The organism is Actinoplanes sp. SE50/110 (assembly GCF_900119315.1).
Lineage (GTDB): Bacteria > Actinomycetota > Actinomycetes > Mycobacteriales > Micromonosporaceae > Actinoplanes.
Map to the genome: position 1 here is coordinate 6524456 of NZ_LT827010.1, position 19681 is coordinate 6544136.

Below are 19681 nucleotides of genomic sequence, written 5' to 3' on the forward strand. Positions count from 1 at the left end.
GCTGCGTGGATGTACGGGCCCGCCGTTCGAGAAGCCCTGGGAAGGAGATCTCATGTTGCACATTACCCACCGGTGGCGGCGTCAGCCTCCCCTGATCCAGGATCAGGCCGCGGTCATGATGGCCGACCTGCTCCGCGAGTCCAGCGGCAAACGCGACGACCGGCGGCCGGCTGATGGCTGACCTGCCCGCCGACCTGCTGGTGATCGTGCACCACGACGACAGCGTCACCCGGTACGAGCAGGTCACATACTGCCCGTGGCCTGGCGGGGTCACCGTGTACCGGAATGGTGAGCAGATCGCCGAGCACAACGACGTGATCGGCCAGCATGCCGAACGTGCAGCGGTACCGGCCTGAGCCCACCCGCTGACGATCGCGTCGCCGAGAACGCCGCCCTGTACAGGCAGTTCGGCGGGGACCCGTTCCGGCAGTGGAAGAACCCGCCGCTGAAGAAGCAGGTGGGACTACTACGACATCACCAAGCTCTGAATCCTTGATCACAACCTTGCCGAGTCAGCACACGGAGGAACGATGACCTTCCGAAACACCTACGTTGCGCCGATGACCACCAGCGCCAGCTCAGTCATCACCGCCATCAACACCCGACGGCCGGGCCTGAAGCCCGCAAAACAGCACATGCTGATGTTCTTTATGCAGGGCCACCACCTTGCCTGGCGCGACCGGGCCCTGTTCGACGAGCCCATGCACGCCACCGAACGAGCCGTTGAGATCGACGCCAGCGCGGACAGCGCTGAGCCTCAGATCACGGACGAAGCAGCCCTGAACACCATCGGGTACGTCATCGCCCGGTACAGCGCACTGTCACCAGCCGACCTACGCACCCTCATCCAGGCATCGCAGCCGTGGCAGACAGCCACCAAACCGGGCTCCGAATCCCGCATCGAGTGGGCGCACCTGCGCGACTGGTTCCAGCGCCCGGACGAGACCGACGACCCGGACGATGAGCGACCCAACCGTGCCGAGGTCGCCGCAGCCGAGGCCTACCTGACGTCTCGCGCCCGGAAGCTGGCAGCAGTCTGATGGGTGGCTACCGGTTCGAAACGGTCGATGCCTGTGACGGGGTGATTGACCGTTGGGAGGCGCAGTACTTGGATGATGCCGCCGCCCTTGACGCGCTGGCGTGGCAGCCAATCGGGTCAGGTCTCGAGGTGCGACTGTTCCGGACGGCCGATGTTGGTCCGTTCGCAGTTAGGGAGTCCGGCCGCGAAGTGGAATGGACCGGTAACTGAAAGAGGCGCCCCGCTACTCCTGCGGGGCGTTCTTTTTTGGCCGGCCACGTGGCGTCTCGGCATCCACTTCGACCATCAGAGCTTTGAACTGGGCGAGCCGGCGCGGATCGTTGCGGACCCAGCGCAGCACGGCCCGGAAGAACGTGTTCATGGTGAAGCCAGCCCTTTCCACCTCGGCCCGGACTGGGTCGTACTCGTCGTCAGCGGGTCGATAGTTCCGGTTTACGTGCCGGTGCTGGCTACTCACTGCCGGATCATCCCATAGGCGGCTTGCCACCTTCTAGCAGCACTGAGACACTACCCTTTAGTGGCTTGCCACTAATTCTGCATCACGCTTCAAGGAGAGCCATGCCCGACACGGACCTGACCGCCCGCCTGCACCGCCTGCTCCACCTGTACCGGGCCCTGCCCGACGACCGGATAGTTCTCGCCGCGATCGTCGGCGACGACGCAGACACCCTCACCCTCGGCGACCTGCGCGAGCTGGCCCGACTGGTAGGCGCCTGATGACCACCATGGAGGACCTGTATCCGGACGGCCACGGCTACCACGATGCGCACGGCCCGTACATCGACGCCGTGGCCAAAGCACTCGACGAGGCCGGCTTCAAAACCGACATCTCGTGGTCGGACCCAAACGATCCGCGAGACGGCTGGATCGGCTTCGACATGGAACAGCAGCCCCACCGAAACGGCGAGCCGGTCTGGTCCTACGACGAAGTCGGTATCGGCTGGTCCGAAAATCGCGGCTGGCACCTGCTGTGTATCGACGACCGCAACGGCCGGGACTCCCGGTACGTGTTCGAGCTCGCTATCGCCCGGCTGGCGTCACCGGAGACGGTGGCGAACGCGGTCGCGGAGCAGGCAGGCATCGACGCGCACGTTGCGAGCGACGACTACCCGGACGTCGACTTCCCGGAGCACACCTTCGAGGACGACGACATCCCGTTCGACCAGGCGCTGGCCCAATACCGGGAGCCGGCGTGAGTGTCCGTCAGGTCAACAGGGACACGGTGCTGGCCGCGATCCGCAGTGGCGCCCGGAGTCTTGATGACATCGCCGCCCACTTCCAGGTGCTATCGCACTCCCCCACCCTTCGCCAGGTGCTCGACAGCCTGCTCAACGAGGGGCTGATCTACGACGGGCCGGACGGGCTGCACGCCCACGGCGAACAACTCACCATCGACGAGGAGAACTGACATGTCCTTGATTGGAGGGCGCATCCGCGACTTGATCTATGTCGAAAAGGAGCACGTCAACTTGGATGAGGCGGCTGCGATTGCTCGGGTGCTGCGGTGCACCGGCAAGTACGGCGCCGGCCGGCCCGAGGTGCGTACCGATGAGATGGTAACCGACGTACTCGCCGTGATGCAGGTGCTGGCAGGGCCGGACGGCGACAACGCCCGTTACCTCAGCCGGAGCGCCTGATGGGTGCCGGCGCGCTGGCGGAACTGATCGTCGCCGAATTCGGCCTGGACGGAGACGACCAGTGACCACGCTCCGCGATGACCTGGCCGTGCTCATCCGCGAAGCCGACAAGGACAACGAACTGAGCCCGTACCAGCTTGCTTCCTCGATCAGCGAATTCCTCCTCGACCGCGGCCTGGTCACGCCCGTGCAGGCACACGCGGTGTCGGACTTCGCTGAGGAACAGAACCGCGGCGCCGGCTACCGGCACCCGAAACCGGTCGGCCCGGAAGCCCTGGCCGCCGTGATCGTCGACCGTTTCAACCTTGAGGAGAACTGACCATGAGCTTCCACCCGCCCGCCGACGGACGCTGGGCCATGCAGCCCCGCCTCTTCCGCATCGGTAACACGACCCTGCTGGACGACGATCCGAACCCGTGGACCGTCAAAGCCGTTACCGCCAACTTCGCTGTGCTCACCCGACTGGACGATCCCGAGTGGGAAAACGGCGACGATGACCCGGAAGACGGTCCGACCAGCAACGACTGCGACGTCCTCTATACCGTCCTGGACTGCCGTAACGGCTACCGCGGCCCGTGCAACCTGTCCGGCTGGGGCTACGGCGACGGTACCTACAGCGAGGCCGACTGCGCTGCGATGCTGGCCGACTTCGAGGCTGGCGACCTGGAGATCAGCCATCGAAATTGGACGCGCATTAGGTTTGCAGACGAGGCGGCCGTCCGATGACCGATACCGCCGCTGTTCCGCTTAAGGATGTCGTTCACGTACTCCGGCTAGCCCGCGACGGACAACTCGGCGGTACTAACGATTGGACAACCGAGGGGTTTGTGTCAGCCGTCTGGAACGGCTTTATCACGAAGGACGACACCATGGGCCTCACCCCCGCCGGCGAAGCGTTCCTCGGCAAAGTTGGGGTGCTGTTTCCGGAGGCGACCCGATGACCGTCACCGTCACCGACATGCACATCCCGGCCCAGCGCGATCCGGGCCACGACCAGATGGTCACCCCGGAATCGGCGCGGGTGGCTGAGCTGCAGGAGATGATTCGGTCCGGCCAGTACGCCGGCTACCTGGACGAACTCACGGATGCGCTGGCGAAAGCGAAAGCGGCCCGTGACGAGATCCGACAGCTCACCGCGACCAGCGCGCTGGGGGCGTGACCATTGAGCTGGTATTACGTCTCCTACAACTTCGGATATTCCCGCGGCAGCGGTTTCGGCAACATCGAACTGGTGCTGGATGAAGCCCCTCGCCCTGGTGGTGCTGGCGTAAAGGCGCTAAGGCGTGTTTTAGAAGCTGATGGTTGATCGATGTTCCGGCGTGGCGGTGATCGATAACTGAAGAGGTCTCCGGTATCTGGTTCTGCGACCAAGCAAGAACTTCATACCGGAGACCTCGTGGCCACCTTAGCGGTGACGAGGCGGCATGACCTGACCGACCGGCAGTGGGCCGTGCTGGCCCCGCTTCTTCCTGCCGCGTCCACGACAGGTCGTCCGCCGAAGTGGGACAAACGGCAGCTCATCGACGGGATCCGGTGGCGAATCCGGATGGGCACCCCGTGGCGTGACGTCCCTGCCGTCTACCCGCCCTGGCAGACGGTCTACGGCCTGTTCCGCCGCTGGCAGCGCGACGGCACCTGGGACCGGATCCTCGCGGCATTGCAGGCCGCCGCCGATACCAACGGCAGGATCATCTGGACGGTCAGCGTCGACTCGATGACCAGCCGCGCCCATCAGCACGCCGCCGGCGCTCGCACCAACGGCCACCTGCAGAAAGAGCCACCCGGCGGCGTCCACGACGAACCCGCCGACCACGCACTCGGCCGTTCCCACGGCGGTTTGACCACCAAGACGCACCTGGCCTGCGAACAGGGCCAGAAGGTGTTGTCGATGGTCGTGACCGCCGGGCATCGCGGCGACAGCCCCCAGTTCATCCCGGTCCTGCGCCGCATCAGGGTCACCCGCCTCGGTGTCGGCCGGCCCCGCACCTGTCCCGACCTGGTCCTGGCCGACAAGGCCTACACGAGCCGAGCCAACCGTGCCTACCTGCGCAAACGAGGGATCAAGGCCTGCATCCCCAGCAAGAAGGACCAGGACGCCCACCGCAAGGCCAAAGGATCCCGCGGCGGACGCCCGCCGAAGTTCGACAAGGCCCTCTACCGCATGCGTCACGCCGTCGAGAACAGCATCGCCCGACTCAAGCGCTACCGGGGCATCGCCACCCGCTACGAAAAGCTGGCAGTCCGCTTCCAAGCCGCCCTAACCATCGTGATCATCGGCGAGTGGCTATGACCAGCTTCTAAAACACGCCTTAGGTCCGTCGCTGGACGTCTTGGCACCGGTTCACCACCCTTGCCCTGGCAGCGCTTGCGGTCCTCGCGATCTGCACCGCCGACGTCCGATCGGCGGACCGTCCCGGTCAGCCCGACATGATCGACCTGACCGTCAACGAGATCCGCCGCCTGATCAACGTCCTACTGATTCGGCCGGCACGCAGCATCGCTCACCGTTTGCGTTGGTCACGTTGGCGACGCCGTCACCAGGCACGAGCCAGACGAGCCCACTACGCCCGCCGCCTCACCCTCAAAACTCAGCCATGATCACGAATGGCGGCTGCCCTACTAGAGAACACCGGCACTGTCAACTGGTCAAGCTCGAGGCTCAAACGAACCTCAAGGAAGAACCGATATCGAGAACCCTTCCTGTTTTGCGGCCGTCGATGTCTTAACGTAAGGGCACGCGCGCGGAATCTGTCTTCTCGAAAGGATCTCGATGTCCATCAAAAGGTTTGTCGCCCTGGGCGTAGCCGTACCGACATTTCTGACGGCCTCGCTCGTGGGATTGGACCAGGCGGCCATGGCGTCGCCCGCACCCGAGGCTGTCAAGCCCGCCTCGGTCGCCCCGATCGTCGCTTTCAACGGTTCGGCCGATCCGCAGTTCTGGGGTGCCGTCGCCCAGGCCGCCGCCAACGCGGCCGCCGGGGCGGTGGCGGCCGCGGTGGTGGCGGCGGCACTGGCTCCGAAGTCGTCCAGCTCCAGCTCCGGCGGCCCAGCCACCGGCACGGCCGCGGATCGATCCGGCGACGCGCAGTTCGACGTGGCCAGCTGACGCCAGCTCCGGCGCTCTCTTTCCCATAGTGGGACAGCCCTGCCGGCGGTGACCTACGGCTGCCGTCGGCAGGGGACCACTCTTTTCTAGAAAGGTTACTTACGGTGCGGGCGATTGCATTGTTGGCCGCGGCGGCGGCAATAGTGATGTCGGTAGGAAATACTTTTCCGGCCGCTGCCGAAACAGCGGGAAGCGCGGTCGCCCGCCTCTATATCGACGTACGCGATCAGAATGATCTTGATTCTCTGGCACGGGCAGTCACCGATCCGCGGTCGCCGTCGTACCGCCATTTCCTGTCGCCCGCCGATTACCGACGGCGATTCGCGCTCACCGATGCGCAGCACCGCGACCTGCTGACTCGGCTGGCCGCCGACGGCATCCGGGTGACCGGCGAGACCTCGCACTACCTGCGGATCACCGGCCCGGCCGCGGCAGTCGCCCGGGTGGCGGGCGCCAGCGCTGCGGCCCATTCACTGTCCACCCCGGTCAGCGCGGCTGCCGACGCTGCCGCGAGGCTGGCCGGGCCACAGGCCCGGGTGCGAGAGAAGGCGGATGCTGACGAGCCGGCCAAGTGCTCCTCCTGGCTCGGCGAGTCACCGGCGGCCGACATGCCACCCGCGTACGGCAGCATTTCGTCCTACGCCACCTGCCCGTACCGCCCGGACCAGCTGCGCAAGGCTTACCACGTCACGACCACCGGCCGCGGCAGGACCGTGGCCATCGTCGGCGCCTACGGCTCGCCCACCATGCGCGCCGACGCCGACCGATTTGCCACCGCTGTCGGCGACAAGCCGTTCCGGCCCGGCCAGTACCGCGAGGACGTCGACCCGAACGCGTGGAACCTCACCCCGGACTGTGCGCCACCTGCTGATTGGGCCGGTGAGCAGGCTTTGGACGTGGAGACCGTGCACGGCTACGCGCCGGACGCCGCCGTCCGCTACGTCGGGGCCAACTCGTGCCTCGACGAAGACCTGATGGACGCCGAGAGCTCGATCATCGACAACCGCTCGGCCGACCTGATCACCAACTCGTGGGCCGAGATCATCCATGCCGATCCCGGCCACCTCACGCCCGACCTCGTGGCGGCCTGGAACCGGCTGTTCGAGCAAGCGGCCGTCGAGGGCATCGGCGTCTACTTCGCCTCCGGTGACTGCGGCGACGCCTCGCCGGGTGCCGCCCACGCAGGACTGAACTGCGACCCGGCCACAACCGCGGCCCAGGCCGAGTGGCCGGCCGCCTCGCCGTGGGTGACGGCGGTCGGCGGGACGGCGCTAGGCACCGATGCACACGGCCGGTACGCCTGGGAGACGAGCATGGGCGACGACCTCTCAATCCGTTCGGCGGACGGCACGGCCTGGACGCCGCTGCCCGGGGTCTTCGTCTTCGGAGGCGGCGGCGGGCCGGGCGACGCCCCTCAGCCGTGGTACCAGCGTGGCGTGGTGCCGGCTGCGCTCGCTGCGGCCGGGGGTCAGGCCCGCCGCGTCACCCCCGACGTCGCGCTGGAGGGCGACTTCGCCGTGCCAGTGCTGGTCGGCTATACCCTCGGCGGGACGTTCCAGCTGATCGGGTACGCCGGCACGTCGGCGGCCAGCCCCGGGTTCGCGGCCATCCAGGCCGGCGCCGAGCAGGTATCGGGGCGCACGATCGGGTTCGCCAACCCGCTGCTGTACCGGCTGTCCCGGGCTGGTGTCCTGCACGACGTGACCGAGCCGACCGCACCGGTGACGGCGGTGCGCGATCTCGGCGCCGACCAGGGCGATCTGCGATACGTCCTGTTCACTCTGGGCCAGGACTACGGCCTGTCGGCCACCACCGGGTACGACGCCGCTACCGGCTTAGGCTCACCCGGTCCCGCGTACCTCTCCTGGTTCCGAAGGCACTGAGTTCACTGGGAGGAACGGAACCGTCATGTCCCCACGCGAAGCCCTACCCGTGCGCATCCGGGTCGCCGTGCCGCTGCTACTGCTGGTGGTGGCGCTGTTCACCGCGGCCACGCTGATCTACAACGCGCCGGCCTCACCGGCCCGCAACCGTCTCGACTTCGTGCCCAAACTCCTACAGCCCTACTTCTGGCAGGACTGGCAGCTGTTCGGCCCCAACCCGCCGGTCACCAACAACCTCATCTACCTGGAGGTGCGGCTGCGCGACGCAACCGGGCAGGTAACCGAGAGCGCGCCGGCCGAGATTGAGCAGGCCATCGACCGGCAGCCGCGCAGCTTCCGGACCAATCCGACCAAGACCCCCGGCATCATGCTGGCCTTCAACGCGTCGGCCAACAACTTCGCCCGGGCCGCGAGCGCGATCGCCAAGATGCCGGCCGATCAGCAGGCCGACGCCCGCAAGAAGCTGTTCGACGAGTACGCCAACTTCTTTGTCGAGATGCAGCGGTTCTTCTCCGCCAGCGCCGACGGGCTCTACCCGGGCCGGGACATCGTCGCGGTGCGGGCTCGGTTCCGTACGCGATCGATCGTGCCGTTCTCGCAGCGCTACCAAGACCCACCGCCGGCACAACCCGAGAAGGAACTGCTCGACACGAGCTGGCTCACCTACATACCGGGGATAGCACGATGAACCGACTCGACACCTTCCTGGCGCGGATCAGCGTGCGCGAGCACCGGCTCATCGGCATCGCGCTGATGCGCATCGTCATCGGGTTCGCGACCATCCTGTACTGCCTGGCTGACTACGACCGTCGTGAATTCCTTTGGGGACCGACGTCGTACTACTCGGCCGGCGTCGCCCGTACCGCCTTGCCGCACCACGGGTTCTCGCTGTTCCTGCTCAGTGACTCGCGGGTGTGGTTTGAGATCGTGTTCCACCTAGTCATCGTCGTCTCACTGGCGTTCATGATCTTTGGTGGGCGATCGTTGACCATCGCGCAGGCGGTGCTGCTCTGGTCGCTGCACTGGCGCAACCAGGATGTCCTCGAGGGCGGCGACAACTTGGCCCAGATCGTGATCATCTTCATGATCTTCACGGTGTCCAACGCCTACTTCGCGCCCGGAGCCCGCAATCGCCGGGAGCGCATGCTCGCCCGGGAGGCGCCGGTCCTGCGGACCGCGGTGCACAACCTGGCCGCGTACCTCATGGTGTTCCAGATCTGCGTCCTCTATTTCATGGCTGGGTACTGGAAGGTGACCGGCGAGCAGTGGCAGGACGGCGTGGCCATGTACTACATCAGTCACGTGACCGGCTTCGCGCTGTCATCCACCTATGCGGCGTTAATGAGCAATGCGTTCATCGGCACCGCCGTCACTTACTTCACCGTCTTTACCGAGCTCGCGTTCCCGTTCGCGGTGCTATCGGTGCGCGGCTGGGTCCGCAAGACGGTCATCCTCGCCATCGAGGGGATGCATCTGGGCATTATGGTATTCATGGGTCTAGTCTGCTTTGGGTTGTTGATGCTGGGCGCTGACAGCGTCTGCCTGCGCGACGACGACTACAAGACCATGTACCGGTACGCGCTGAGGCTGCGTGACGCGACCCTAGCCCGTTATCGCCGGCGCTTCACTGCGCCGGTGCCCTCAGCGGTCGTCGCCATGGAGGAGGACACGCGTGTCGCCGCATGATGCCCAGGTGCGGGCGCTGGACGCGTTCTTGCGCGCTGATCCGCAGACCTGGCCGCGGCTGGCGCCAGCGCTGGTGGCCCGGGCAGGTGAGCAGCGGCTTCGCGAAGTCGTTGACGAGGCCCACGGCCGGCTCGGCGGCATCACCGGCGTCATCGATACCCCAGACGGCCTAGCGATCGAAGGACCGCAGGGGCAGGTGCTGGCCTGGGCCGAAACGGACGAGGGCGGCGCGCTGAGCGGACTGTGGATCGCCGGGGCACGGCGCGGACGTGTCCGTTCCGGGCGCCGGGCTGAGCTGATCGGGTACGCGGTGCCCTACGTACCGATGCTGTGGGGGGCGATCGGCTGCTGGACAGCCAGGTCGGTGCTGGGCTGGGCTGGGCTCCTGCTGACCACCGTGGCGATGTACACGTTCATCCGCGGGCTCGGCGCTCTGCCCGTACGGCCTTGGTGGGCGAACCATCCCCTCACTCTGCTGTTCACTCTCGCCCTCGCCTCGACGGCCCGCCTGCCGCGGCTGACCGCTGAGGGCGGTGCCGACAGTCTGATCGTCGGCGTCGTTCTGGTCGTCGCGGTAGTCGCGCTGCTTGTGCCGGCCCGCCGGCACCGGTGGCCCGAAAGCACCGAGCGGCCGCTGGCAGTGTTTCCCGTCGACGGTGACTGGTATGTACTGCAAGGCGGCGGCCGTCTGATTAACCATCACGCTACCGTCCCCGAGCAGCGCGGCGCCGTCGACCTAGTCCGCATCGGCCCCCAGCGGGGTGATGCGAGCCGGCTCGAGTCGTACCTGGCCTACGGCGAGCCGGTCGTCGCGCCCTGCGCCGGCCGGGTCGTAACCGCCGTCGATGGCATCGAGGACCAGGCGCCCGGCACGATTCGGTTTGCGCCCCCGTACGGCAACCGCGTGACCATCGACAACGGCAGTGAGCTGGTCACAGTCGCCCATCTGAAACCGGGCACGGTCACCGTCCGCCTCGGCGACACGGTCGAGGCCGGCCAGCTGATCGGCGCGGTCGGCAATTCCGGCAACAGCAGCATGCCCCACCTGCATCTGCAGGCCGACCGGGCCGGAGTGGGCCTCCAACTGCGCTTCGCCTGCATCAACGGCTCGCTGTACCGCGGTCGTCGCGTGCGCGCCCCGAAGCGGCGGCCATGATCGACGTGATCGTGGTCGGCTCCGGCCCCAACGGCCTGGCAGGCGCGGTCGCGCTGGCCAGGCAAGGCCTGACCGTGACCGTGCTCGAGGCGGCCGAAACCATAGGCGGAGGCACCCGCAGCGGCGAGCTGACCGTCCCCGGCGTGCTGCACGACCACTGCTCCGCGGTCCACCCGATGGCGGTGGCCTCACCGTTCCTGGCCTCGCTCCCCCTCGACCAGCACGGGCTGACCTGGACCTGGGCGCCGGTGGAGCTGGCGCATCCGCTCGACGGCGGCCGGGGCGCCGCGCTGTACCGGTCGATCGAGCGCACCGCAGCCGCGCTCGGCGACGACGGCGCGACCTGGCGACGGCTGTTCGGCCCGCTGGCCGCGGACTTCGACACGCTCGCAACTGACCTGCTCGGCCCGGTGCTGCGGGTTCCCCGGCATCCGGTCCGGCTCGGCCGCTTCGGACTGCGGGCGGCCGCGCCGGCGTCGGCCCTGGCCCGGCTGTGGCGTACGGCCGAAAGCCGGGCGCTGTTCGCGGGGACCGCCGCGCACGCCATGCGGCCGTTGCACACGCCTGGGAGCACCGCCATCGGGGCGATGTTGATCGCGGCCGGTCACCGGCACGGCTGGCCAGTGGCCCGGGGTGGTTCCCGGGCGATCACCGACGCGCTGGCCCGGCATCTGTTTGAACTAGGCGGCACGATCCAGACCGGCGCGCTGGTGCGGTCGCTGGCCGATCTGCCGCCGGCCAGGGTGGTGCTGCTCGACGTCGCGCCGTCCGCGGCCGCGCGCATCTGTGGCGACCGACTGCCGCCCCGGGTCGCGCGCGCCTACCGCCGGTGGCGGCACGGTCCCGCGGCATTCAAGGTGGACCTCGCAGTCGAGGGCGGTGTGCCGTGGCGGCTGGAGGCGGCCCGGCAGGCGGGCACAGTGCATGTCGGGGGAGAGCTGAACGAGATTGCGTACGCGGAAAGGCAGGTCACCGACGGACGCCTACCTACGCGGCCGTTCGTTCTGGTCGCCCAGCAGTACCTGGCCGACCCGGCCCGGTCACAGGGTGACATCCACCCGGTCTACGCCTACGCTCACGTGCCGAGCGGATGGGACGGAGACGCCACCGACGCCGTCCTCGACCAGATCGAACGGTTCGCGCCCGGACTGCGCGAGCGGATCGTCGCCCGGTCGGTGCATACGGTGTCCCAGTTCTCTGGCGGCAACCCCAACTACGTGCGCGGGGACATCCTCACCGGGGCCAATACGCCGGCGCAGCTGGTGGCACGGCCGCGCTGGGCCATCGACCCGTACGCGACCGGCGTCCCCGGCGTCTTCCTCTGCTCGGCCGCCACGCCGCCTGGCGCAGGTGTACACGGCATGTGCGGCTACCAAGCGGCCCGATCGGCGCTCCGTCACATTCAGTCGACGAAGAGCTTGGCGGCTCGGTAGTACTGCTGTGCTCCGGGATGCAGCGGTACCGGATACGTGCCCAGGGCCGAACGCGGGTCGATCTGCTCGGCGTCGATGTGGGCGTCGCGCAACTGGAAGCCGGCCTCGAACAGCAGCGCGGTGAGCCGTCGGGCCACGTTGTCGGACATGTCGCGCCGGACCACTAGCACGTTGGTGATGCCGATCGTGCCGACATCGGCTGTCATCCGATAGGTCACTCGGGGGACGGTGCGCTCGGCGTACACCTCGCCGAACTCCGACTGCAGCCTGCCCACCAGCTGGCTCAGCGGCAGCAGCCGGATGATCCCCGGCTCGGCCCGCACGAGGTCGTTGATGGCCGGGGTCGGGAGACCAGCGCTGAAGAAGAACGCGTCCAGCGCGCCGGCCCGGACCCCGGCCACGGCGGTCGACAGGGACTGCCGTGCTATGCGTACACGTCCGGCCAGCCCGGCCGCCGCCAGCACCCTCTCGGCGGCGATGTCGGTGCCGGAGCCGACCTCGCCGGTGGACACCCGACGACCCGCCAAATCGGCCAGCGTGCCGATGCTCGCGTCAGCCCGCACCACCAGCTGCAGGTAATCGTCGTAGAGGGCGGCGAGCGCGGCAATCGGCACCGGCGCCGGGAACGGCGCCTCACCGCCTAGGGCCAAGCTGGCGCAGTCCACCGTGGTGAAGCCGATGTCGGCAGCCCGGTTGCCTAGCAGCGTCATGTTCTCAATCGAGGCGGCCGTGCGGACGGCGCTCATCTGCAGGGCGAAGCGCTGGCCGACCGACGCCAGAGCGGTTCCCAGCCGGTCGTAGACGCCGCCCACGCTGCCGGTCGCGATCACCAACTCGTCCGCTTCCGCGCTTGAGCCACTGCATCCCGCCGCTAGCAACGCTGACCCAAGCGCGAGCCGACCGAGATCGCGGCGCTTCATCGGGCATCGCACTCAGTTCTGGCGGCAGGCAGACGGACCGTCGCACGCAACCCGTGTGGCCGGACGCCGGCCAGTTGAAGCTCGCCTCCGGACGCGGTGACCAGCGCGCCGATGATACTCAGGCCCAGGCCGCTCCCGTCGTGCACCTGCCGGGACGGGTGCCGCCAGAACGGCTCGACCGCATGCAGCAGCTCATCGTCCGGGATGCCGACCCCGTCGTCCTCGACGGAGACTTCGACCCAGCCGGGCTCGGGGGCCGCCACCTCTATAAAAATGCGGGTACGCGTCTCACCGTACTTCACCGCGTTGTCCACTAGGACCTCCACGGCTTGGTCGAGCACTGACGGTGCCACCCGCACCCACCGCGGCCCGGCGGCCCGGCAGACCAGCTGCACTCTAGCCGCCTCGGCCATCGGCTGCCGCGCCGCTACCCACGCCTCGATCGCGGGCACAGCGTCGATCTCGGTGGCCGCGGCGGCCCGGGCGTTGGCGCTGGCATAGGCGAGCAGCGAGTCGATGATCGCGGCCGAGCGGTCGGCCTCCTGCACCGCAATCTCGTGTGACCGGTCGCGCTTGCCCGGTGCCGGCGCGAGGTTGTCGAGGGCAATGCGCAGGGAGGCCAGCGGGGTGCGCAGCTGGTGACCCGCATACGAGACGAAGGAGCCCTGCCGATCGATCAGCTCGGTGATCCGGTCGGCCATCTGGTTGACCGAGGCGGCCAGGCGCTGCAGCTCCGGCGGTCCGGACTCGGCCGCCCGGCTGCGGTGGAGCTGCTCCGGCAGCGATGTCACCATCGCGTCGAGATCGTACACCGGGCGCAGGATCCAGCGCACCAGCGGCTGGCCGACCGCGATGCCCGCAATCATCGCTAACACGCCGCATGCCGCCAGCACCGCCAGGTAGCGCCAGACCTCCAATTGAAGTCCGCGTACCGGTGAAATAGTCAGAATGCCGCCGATAATCTCGCCGCCGCGACCGATCGGGGTCGCCACCACCAGCGGCTGATCGCGCCAAGGCCAAATCGCTCCGCTCACGTCGTGCCGCTCGCCCGTGAGCGCCTCATCGACGTAGCGGCGCAGCATCGCCCGGCTAGCCACCTGACCGTCACCCTGCTCGAGGACCGTGACGCCGTCACGGTCCACCAGCAGTACGTCCACGCCGTAGATCTGGTGGTACTGCCGCAGTTCCATGCTCAACGCCGTAATGTGGCCGGTCCGCAAGGCCGGGTCGGCCAGCGAGGCGAGCCTGTCGGTGTCGTTAAGCCGGTCGATGAACATCGCCTGGGTGTCGCGGGTGACCGTGGAGATGGCCAGCGGCACGATCAACCCGGTCAGCACCGCGGCCAGCAACACCGAATAGCAGCTCATCAGGCGGTTACGCACAGCTAGCCGGCGTTTCCGTCGCCGCGCGGGACCAGCCGGTAGCCAACGCCGCGCACGGTCTCGATGGTGACCGCCCGCCGCAGCTTGGTGCGTAGTGAACTGATGTGCACCTCGAGCGTGCGGGCCGCCGACGGGTCGGCCGCCTGCCACACCCGCACCATCAGCTGGTTCTTGCGCAACACCGAGCCCGGTGCCTCGGCCAGGACGCCGAGCAGGTGGAACTCCTTGCGGGTCAGCTCGATCTCGCACCCGTCCACCGTCGCCCGGTGCCGATCGGGGTCGAGGGTGAGGTCGCCTAGGGTCTGCGCGGCCGGCAGCAGCGGGCGCCCGCGCCGCAACACAGCCTCGAGCCGCGCCTGTAGCTCCATCACGCTGAACGGTTTGATTAGGTAGTCGTCGGCGCCGCGGCGCAGGCCGATGACCTTGTCACCCAGCGCGCCGCGGGCGGTGAGGATGATGATCGGTACGTTGCTGTGCTGCCGGATCCGCCGGCACACGTCTAGGCCGTCCAAATCGGGCAGATTAAGGTCGAGCAGCACCGCATCGTACGCCGAGACTGCGACAGCATCGCCGGCCCGCTCAACGTGGTCGAGCTGGTAGCCGATCTTCCCGAGTGCCACAATGAGCACCTCGGCGAACCGGGTGTCGTCGTCGACAAGAAGCATTCGCATGGACGCAGTCCCCGTTTCCCCGCCGGGTTTGCATCGGCCGCCACCGCAACGGCGACCTTGGACTCCATGAGAGGGCGGCGAAGCGCCCGGACAACGCGACTCACCGATAGACACCACACTCCCCCTGCGTTGTGACGCACGGAAGCATAGCATTGATCGACAGTGGTGATTCGCCTCGATCATCGGGCTGCGTGTCGACGCAGCTGCCAAGAGGCTGATTGGGTGGTGCTGCGAACTGGCGCGCCTCAGCCAGCGAGCAGCGGCGGTGCCGCGGGAATCCGCCGCCCGGCCCGCATCTGCTGGCGGCGTTCGGCCTTAGAGGGCATCTGATCCTCTAAGGGGATAGTTCACGTTTGTGCACGTCATCGGCTGTGATCGTTCGTTGGTCGAGCATGGGGATGGAGCGACTTCCATATCGAACTGATCTGTCGGATGCGCGGTGGGCGTTGATCGAGCCGGTTCTGACGCAGTGGCGTGAGGCACGGCGGGGTCTGGGGATCCGGCCGCCGGTCCATGATTTACGGGAGATCGTCAATGCGATCTTGTATGTGGCGCGGACCGGCATGGCGTGGGAGTACCTGCCGCACGACTTTCCGCCGGCGAAGACCGTCTATGACTACTACGCCAAGTGGGAGGCCGACGGCACCACGGCCCGCATCCACGATCTTCTACGGTCGTGGGTACGTGAGGCGCTCGGCCGAGACGCCGAACCGAGCGCCGCGGTGCTGGATGCTCAAAGCGTCAAAACGTCTTGCAACGTAAGGGAATCCGAGCAGGGCATCGACGCGGCGAAGAAGATCAAAGGGCGGAAACGGCACATCGCTACCGACACCCTCGGACTGCTGCTGGCGGTCGTGGTCACGGCGGCGTCGGTGTCCGATTCCGCAGCCGGCAAGGGCCTGCTGAGCACGCTGGCCGCCGAGCATCCGACGGTGAGCAAGGTCTGGGTCGACGGCGGCTACCAGAACACCGTGCTCCGTCACGGCGCAGGCCTCGGCATCGACGTCGAGCGGGTGCCACGCCGTGCGGAGAAAGGATTTCAGGTCCTTGCTCGCCGATGGGTGGTCGAGCGGACGTTCGGGTGGCTGATGCAGCACCGACGCCTAGCTCGCGACTACGAGGCGCTGCCGCAGCGATCGGCCACGATGGTCTATTGGGCGATGACTAACACAATCATGCTCAGACTGACCGGCGAATCCACCCAAACTTGGCAGCGGCTATGACTGCATTCCCTTACCAAGCGGACAATCCGGGATCAGATGCCCTCTTAAAGCACCTAACACGATCTGTTGAATCGATGTTCATCAGCGTTGCGGAGTGAAGATCAGTCTCGTTCCGGTCTTCGTGAGCAAGGCCTGGGTCATCGATGACGAGTTGTGGAAGCTGATCGAGCCGGTGCTGCCTGCTTGGCCAGCGAGGGCGCCGGGACCGCGGCCGGTGCCGGACCGGCTGTGCTTGCAGGGCATCCTGTTCGTCCTGCACACCGGGATCGGCTGGGAGGACCTGCCGCAGGAGCTCGGGTTCGGCTCGGGGATGACCTGCTGGCGCAGGCTGCAGCGGTGGGCCGAGGCAGGCGTGTTCGACCAGGTCCACCAGATACTGCTGGACAAGCTGAACGCGGCGAACCGGATCGACTGGTCGAGAGCGGCGATTGACGCCAGTCACATCGACGCTAAAAAGGGGGTGCCGGGACAGGCCCGTCGCCGGTCAACCGGGGCAAGCCCGGCTCCAAGCACCACCTGATCTGCGACGGCAACGGCACCCCGATCTACGTGCTGACCAGCGGCGCGAACGTACCTGACATCAAACGTGCCCTGGATCTGCTCGACTGCTACCCGCCGATCGCCGGCAGGCTGGGCCGGCCTCGGCGCCGGTTCGCGGCGCTGCTGGCCGACAAGGCCTACAGCAGTGCGGCGTTCCGCCAGGCCTGCCGTGAACGTGGCACCGAACCCCTCATCCCCAAACCGAAGACCACCGGGATCAAGGGCCTCGGCAAGCTCCGGTACGTCGTCGAGCAGACCTTCGCTCTGCTGCATCAGTTCCGCCGATTGGCTGTTCGCTGGGAGCGCCGCCTCGACATCCACGACGGCTTCGTCAGCCTTGCCTGCGTCCTGATCTGCTGGCGCAGATTGATCAATTGGACCGATCAGAGATCGTGTTAGGAGTTTTTAGCTGGCTACGGGGTGGTATGAACGGGCACGTGACTCGCAGACCCGACCCGATGGCCCGCCGCCAGTCGCAGCCGCGCGCCGACTTAGTGCATCGTTCAGCACCGTTCCTGCCGTCAGACAGTGAAATCCGGCAGGTGTTCATCTACCAGACTGCGGCGAACTTCCTGATCTTCGTCCTCATCTACCTCACCGGACTCGCGATTTTCTGGGCCAAGTACCGCTGCGTAGCAGTCACCCAAGACGCCATCTACGTGTTGGAGAGCAGCAAGGTATCGGGCGGCGGCAAACCGCAACGCCTGATCGGCACGTTGCCACGCCGCACCCAGCTCGGCCCGATGTCCGGCCGATGGAGTCAGATGAAACTACTCGGCGAACAGTGCTGGGTCCACAAGCGATTTCACGATCAGGTCGCTGCCGCCGACCGGGAGGCTGGCTTCACTGCATAGACTGGCGACCGGCCAGCGCACCAACACGCGCACCGCCACCAACCGCGAATCACGCTGGCTATTCCCCGGCCGCCGCGCCGGCGAACCACTGCAACCCAGCACTCTCTCAACCCCGGTGCAGGCCCTCGGCCCCGTCCATCGCCGCCCACGCCGCCGCGATCCGCCGGCACGTCCTCGACACACCGGCCCCGATTGTCGCCACCGCACTCCGCTACCACCAAGTCACCACCGCCCGTCTCGCCGCCGGAGCAGGCACACCACCTGGTCCAACTACGCCCCGGCGACCACGGACGGTGAAAGTCGGACCCGTCCATCGTCGCTCCGGAGTGCCTTGGCCGCCCATACTTCAATGAAGAAGCACTTCGATGGCCTACGCCGCACCGGAGGGCACAGTGACGAACTACCTCGCCATCGTGAGTTCTATCGTCGCCTTGGTCGGAGTTTGGATAGGCGGCCGCTTGACTTTTCGTACCCAGGCGAAGGGCTGGAAGCAGGCGGAATCCCAACGGTGGCGCGACCTTCGCCAGGCCACATATGGAGACTTCCTCGCTGCGGTGCGCCGCTACCGAACATACGTGGGGCGCCACGAGACACCCTTCGAGCTCGCGCCCTACGCGGATGGCATCCGATTGTCGCCACGCCTGGACGAGCAGGGGATGGTTCACAAGCAAGCGCTCGACGCAGCGCTGGCGCAGGTCCAGTTCATCGCGCAACAGCAGGAGACTGCTAGCGCTGCTCGGACCCTTGTGAGCATGGCGCGAAGGACTGCGGTGGCAAAGACGATCTATGGATCGAAGACCGTTCCCACCCGCATCGACGACATGTTCTGGCATTCGGAGCTGGCCTTCGTCAACGCCATCCGCGCCGAACTCGGTCTGATCCCTCTCGTCCAAGACACCTACGACGACCCCATGAAGACCCTTGATCGAGAACTCTTTGACGCATACCGCTCGCAACAGGCCGGGACAGGCTCGAACTGATCAACCCAGGATCGTCCGTAACTCGGTGTGACACCGGTCGAGCGGTTGATCGTCAATACGCGAAAGTTGAATAGGCGCTCTCACCACTATTAAGAGCCGACACCACCAGCCCTGGCGGCCGGCGAGCGCGGTGAGGCGGCCACATGCATAGCGGCCGATGTTACTCTCCGAGCAGAACCGGTTCTTCGTCACCGGCGGATGGGGCGAGCCGATAAGCCCACTCATCGAGAATGAGGGTTTCATAGGATGACGATGGATGAAGGGAACTCTCGGGGACACCGCGATGTGCGCTATTTCCGTGGAGACGAGCAGCTCGTCACACGTTTGGACTGGGAATGCCTTCCCGACCATAGCTACCGCATCACCACCCAATCACCCGACGGCGAAAAAGTCCTGGTAGGACGCGACCTGTTCGATGCGGTCCAGCGGTTGCGGCTCGAGTTGGAGCCGTCTGGCTGGCGGCTGGCGGTGCAAGCCGCGCTGCGCGGGGCTTACGCCTCGGGCATGCTGCGCGACATGTATGGCGGGCGAAAAATGTATTTTTGCCGTATGGGCCGCCAGGTGGTGCGGGCCGAAATGATCGACATTCTAGAACCGGCGCAGCTGGATGACGTCGTGACCGTGGAAGAACAGCTGGAATTTCTTGATCGATGGAGGGACAGCATCAGGAAATGACTTCATGGTTGTCCCCGTCCGACCCGCGACCGTCGGGAACGTTGTGAGCGTGATTCCGCCGGCGCACCGGCGAAGAACGCACCAGCGACAGGAACGCCGAGGGCGCCCGGCCGGAACGGGCCCCTCTGGAAATCGGCGATCAGGCGGCTGACGGGCCCGCGTTCGTGCGGGACCGGACAACCTCCACCACATGGGCGACCGCCTGTCGAGGCCGACGCCGTTGCGCTGGGAGCCGTCGCGGTACCGGAACAACAACACGGTGCCGCCGTTTACGTCGTCGTCGCCGGCGATCGCCCGCTGGCTCGAAACGCCGCGCGGGCGTTATGGCGCACCGCTCGGCGCGATCCCGATGCCGTGCCATCCGGCTCGTGGTCGCGGGAACATCGGCGGGTGCGAACCCTGTCGGACCCATGCCCGGGTAGCCCAATTGGCAGGAGGCGGCTGGTCCAGAACCAGCACAGTGCGCGTTCGAATCACGCTCCGGGTACGCAGCACC

Annotated in this window: 27 protein-coding genes and 1 tRNA gene; 24 read left to right on the plus strand and 4 right to left on the minus strand. The window is 67.0% G+C overall.

The annotated features are described in order from the left end of the window. Positions 1-52 precede the first annotated feature (52 nt). The 3 genes from ACSP50_RS44695 to ACSP50_RS29510 all read left to right on the plus strand — a co-directional run bounded on the left by ACSP50_RS44695 (position 53) and on the right by ACSP50_RS29510 (position 1040). The gene (locus tag ACSP50_RS44695) at positions 53-181 is read left to right on the plus strand and encodes a hypothetical protein (RefSeq protein WP_014692954.1); all 129 of its coding nucleotides are present in this window, start codon (positions 53-55) and stop codon (positions 179-181) included. Beyond that, positions 174-356, plus strand: a complete 183-nt coding sequence (locus ACSP50_RS29505) for a hypothetical protein (protein WP_014692955.1) — start codon at positions 174-176, stop codon at positions 354-356. Before ACSP50_RS44695 ends, ACSP50_RS29505 begins: the two co-directional genes overlap by 8 nt. A gap of 204 nt (positions 357-560) precedes the next feature. After that, entirely contained in the window at positions 561-1040 is a 480-nt protein-coding gene (locus ACSP50_RS29510) for a hypothetical protein (protein WP_197688097.1), read from the plus strand. A 222-nt stretch (positions 1041-1262) separates the two neighbouring features. On the opposite strand, the gene ACSP50_RS42510 is transcribed toward ACSP50_RS29510, so the two are convergent. Continuing rightward, complete coding sequence (locus tag ACSP50_RS42510) at positions 1263-1496, minus strand: hypothetical protein (RefSeq protein WP_043512409.1); 234 nt, start codon at positions 1494-1496, stop codon at positions 1263-1265. A 101-nt stretch (positions 1497-1597) separates the two neighbouring features. Between ACSP50_RS42510 and ACSP50_RS42515 the strand changes: the two genes are divergently transcribed. From ACSP50_RS42515 to ACSP50_RS29585, 15 genes are all read left to right on the plus strand, one after another. Then, entirely contained in the window at positions 1598-1756 is a 159-nt protein-coding gene (locus tag ACSP50_RS42515; protein WP_014692959.1) for a hypothetical protein, read from the plus strand. Beyond that, complete coding sequence (locus ACSP50_RS29520) at positions 1756-2235, plus strand: DUF6292 family protein (protein ID WP_014692960.1); 480 nt, start codon at positions 1756-1758, stop codon at positions 2233-2235. Before ACSP50_RS42515 ends, ACSP50_RS29520 begins: the two co-directional genes overlap by 1 nt. After that, complete coding sequence (locus ACSP50_RS29525; RefSeq protein ID WP_014692961.1) at positions 2232-2447, plus strand: bacterioferritin-associated ferredoxin; 216 nt, start codon at positions 2232-2234, stop codon at positions 2445-2447. The genes ACSP50_RS29520 and ACSP50_RS29525 overlap by 4 nt, the downstream gene beginning before the upstream one ends. A 1-nt stretch (position 2448) precedes the next feature. Then, positions 2449-2676, plus strand: coding sequence for a hypothetical protein (locus ACSP50_RS29530; protein WP_014692962.1), 228 nt, complete (start codon positions 2449-2451; stop codon positions 2674-2676). A gap of 61 nt (positions 2677-2737) precedes the next feature. After that, positions 2738-2995: a hypothetical protein gene (locus ACSP50_RS29535; RefSeq protein WP_014692963.1), complete on the plus strand. Its 258-nt coding sequence runs from the start codon at positions 2738-2740 to the stop codon at positions 2993-2995. A 2-nt stretch (positions 2996-2997) separates the two neighbouring features. Further along, complete coding sequence (locus tag ACSP50_RS29540) at positions 2998-3402, plus strand: hypothetical protein (protein WP_014692964.1); 405 nt, start codon at positions 2998-3000, stop codon at positions 3400-3402. Continuing rightward, entirely contained in the window at positions 3399-3617 is a 219-nt protein-coding gene (locus ACSP50_RS42520) for a hypothetical protein (RefSeq protein ID WP_014692965.1), read from the plus strand. The genes ACSP50_RS29540 and ACSP50_RS42520 overlap by 4 nt, the downstream gene beginning before the upstream one ends. Then, positions 3614-3835 (plus strand): hypothetical protein, encoded by a 222-nt coding sequence (locus ACSP50_RS29545; RefSeq protein ID WP_014692966.1) that lies wholly within the window; start codon positions 3614-3616, stop codon positions 3833-3835. Before ACSP50_RS42520 ends, ACSP50_RS29545 begins: the two co-directional genes overlap by 4 nt. 237 nt (positions 3836-4072) lie before the next feature. Continuing rightward, complete coding sequence (locus tag ACSP50_RS29550; RefSeq protein ID WP_014692967.1) at positions 4073-4966, plus strand: IS5 family transposase; 894 nt, start codon at positions 4073-4075, stop codon at positions 4964-4966. Positions 4967-5446: 480 nt separating this feature from the next. After that, the gene (locus ACSP50_RS29560; RefSeq protein ID WP_014692968.1) at positions 5447-5782 is read left to right on the plus strand and encodes a hypothetical protein; all 336 of its coding nucleotides are present in this window, start codon (positions 5447-5449) and stop codon (positions 5780-5782) included. A gap of 104 nt (positions 5783-5886) precedes the next feature. Continuing rightward, complete coding sequence (locus ACSP50_RS29565; RefSeq protein ID WP_014692969.1) at positions 5887-7665, plus strand: protease pro-enzyme activation domain-containing protein; 1779 nt, start codon at positions 5887-5889, stop codon at positions 7663-7665. Positions 7666-7690: 25 nt separating this feature from the next. Further along, complete coding sequence (locus ACSP50_RS29570; protein WP_014692970.1) at positions 7691-8353, plus strand: DUF5819 family protein; 663 nt, start codon at positions 7691-7693, stop codon at positions 8351-8353. Then, complete coding sequence (locus ACSP50_RS29575; protein WP_014692971.1) at positions 8350-9351, plus strand: HTTM domain-containing protein; 1002 nt, start codon at positions 8350-8352, stop codon at positions 9349-9351. Before ACSP50_RS29570 ends, ACSP50_RS29575 begins: the two co-directional genes overlap by 4 nt. A gap of 7 nt (positions 9352-9358) precedes the next feature. After that, positions 9359-10507, plus strand: coding sequence for a M23 family metallopeptidase (locus ACSP50_RS29580; RefSeq protein ID WP_052311758.1), 1149 nt, complete (start codon positions 9359-9361; stop codon positions 10505-10507). Beyond that, complete coding sequence (locus ACSP50_RS29585; protein WP_014692973.1) at positions 10504-11940, plus strand: NAD(P)/FAD-dependent oxidoreductase; 1437 nt, start codon at positions 10504-10506, stop codon at positions 11938-11940. Before ACSP50_RS29580 ends, ACSP50_RS29585 begins: the two co-directional genes overlap by 4 nt. Here the strand turns inward: ACSP50_RS29585 and ACSP50_RS29590 are convergent. From ACSP50_RS29590 to ACSP50_RS29600, 3 genes are read right to left on the minus strand one after another with little or no spacing between them, the layout of a single operon-like run. Beyond that, the gene (locus tag ACSP50_RS29590; RefSeq protein ID WP_014692974.1) at positions 11910-12860 is read right to left on the minus strand and encodes a TAXI family TRAP transporter solute-binding subunit; all 951 of its coding nucleotides are present in this window, start codon (positions 12858-12860) and stop codon (positions 11910-11912) included. The two genes, ACSP50_RS29585 and ACSP50_RS29590, sit on opposite strands and share 31 nt — an antisense overlap. Further along, positions 12857-14242: a HAMP domain-containing sensor histidine kinase gene (locus ACSP50_RS29595; protein WP_080128068.1), complete on the minus strand. Its 1386-nt coding sequence runs from the start codon at positions 14240-14242 to the stop codon at positions 12857-12859. Before ACSP50_RS29595 ends, ACSP50_RS29590 begins: the two co-directional genes overlap by 4 nt. 2 nt (positions 14243-14244) lie before the next feature. Beyond that, a complete protein-coding gene (locus ACSP50_RS29600) occupies positions 14245-14913 on the minus strand; it encodes a response regulator transcription factor (RefSeq protein WP_014692976.1) in 669 nt (222 codons plus the stop codon). A 398-nt stretch (positions 14914-15311) separates the two neighbouring features. Here ACSP50_RS29600 and ACSP50_RS29605 point away from each other — a divergent pair, with 398 nt between their 5' ends. The 6 genes from ACSP50_RS29605 to ACSP50_RS29630 all read left to right on the plus strand — a co-directional run bounded on the left by ACSP50_RS29605 (position 15312) and on the right by ACSP50_RS29630 (position 19672). Then, a complete protein-coding gene (locus ACSP50_RS29605) occupies positions 15312-16136 on the plus strand; it encodes an IS5 family transposase (RefSeq protein ID WP_014692977.1) in 825 nt (274 codons plus the stop codon). A gap of 121 nt (positions 16137-16257) precedes the next feature. Continuing rightward, a protein-coding gene (locus ACSP50_RS29610) for an IS5 family transposase (protein WP_085945656.1) occupies positions 16258-17075 on the plus strand; the annotation gives its coding sequence in 2 pieces (ribosomal slippage) (positions 16258-16588 and positions 16588-17075; 819 coding nt in all). 38 nt (positions 17076-17113) lie between these two features. Beyond that, positions 17114-17530: a hypothetical protein gene (locus ACSP50_RS29615; protein ID WP_155123668.1), complete on the plus strand. Its 417-nt coding sequence runs from the start codon at positions 17114-17116 to the stop codon at positions 17528-17530. A 365-nt stretch (positions 17531-17895) separates the two neighbouring features. Continuing rightward, entirely contained in the window at positions 17896-18510 is a 615-nt protein-coding gene (locus ACSP50_RS42525) for a hypothetical protein (protein WP_014692981.1), read from the plus strand. A 246-nt stretch (positions 18511-18756) separates the two neighbouring features. After that, positions 18757-19185, plus strand: coding sequence for a hypothetical protein (locus ACSP50_RS29625; RefSeq protein WP_155123669.1), 429 nt, complete (start codon positions 18757-18759; stop codon positions 19183-19185). Positions 19186-19597: 412 nt separating this feature from the next. Then, positions 19598-19672 (plus strand) — tRNA-Leu (locus tag ACSP50_RS29630). Positions 19673-19681: the final 9 nt, after the last annotated feature.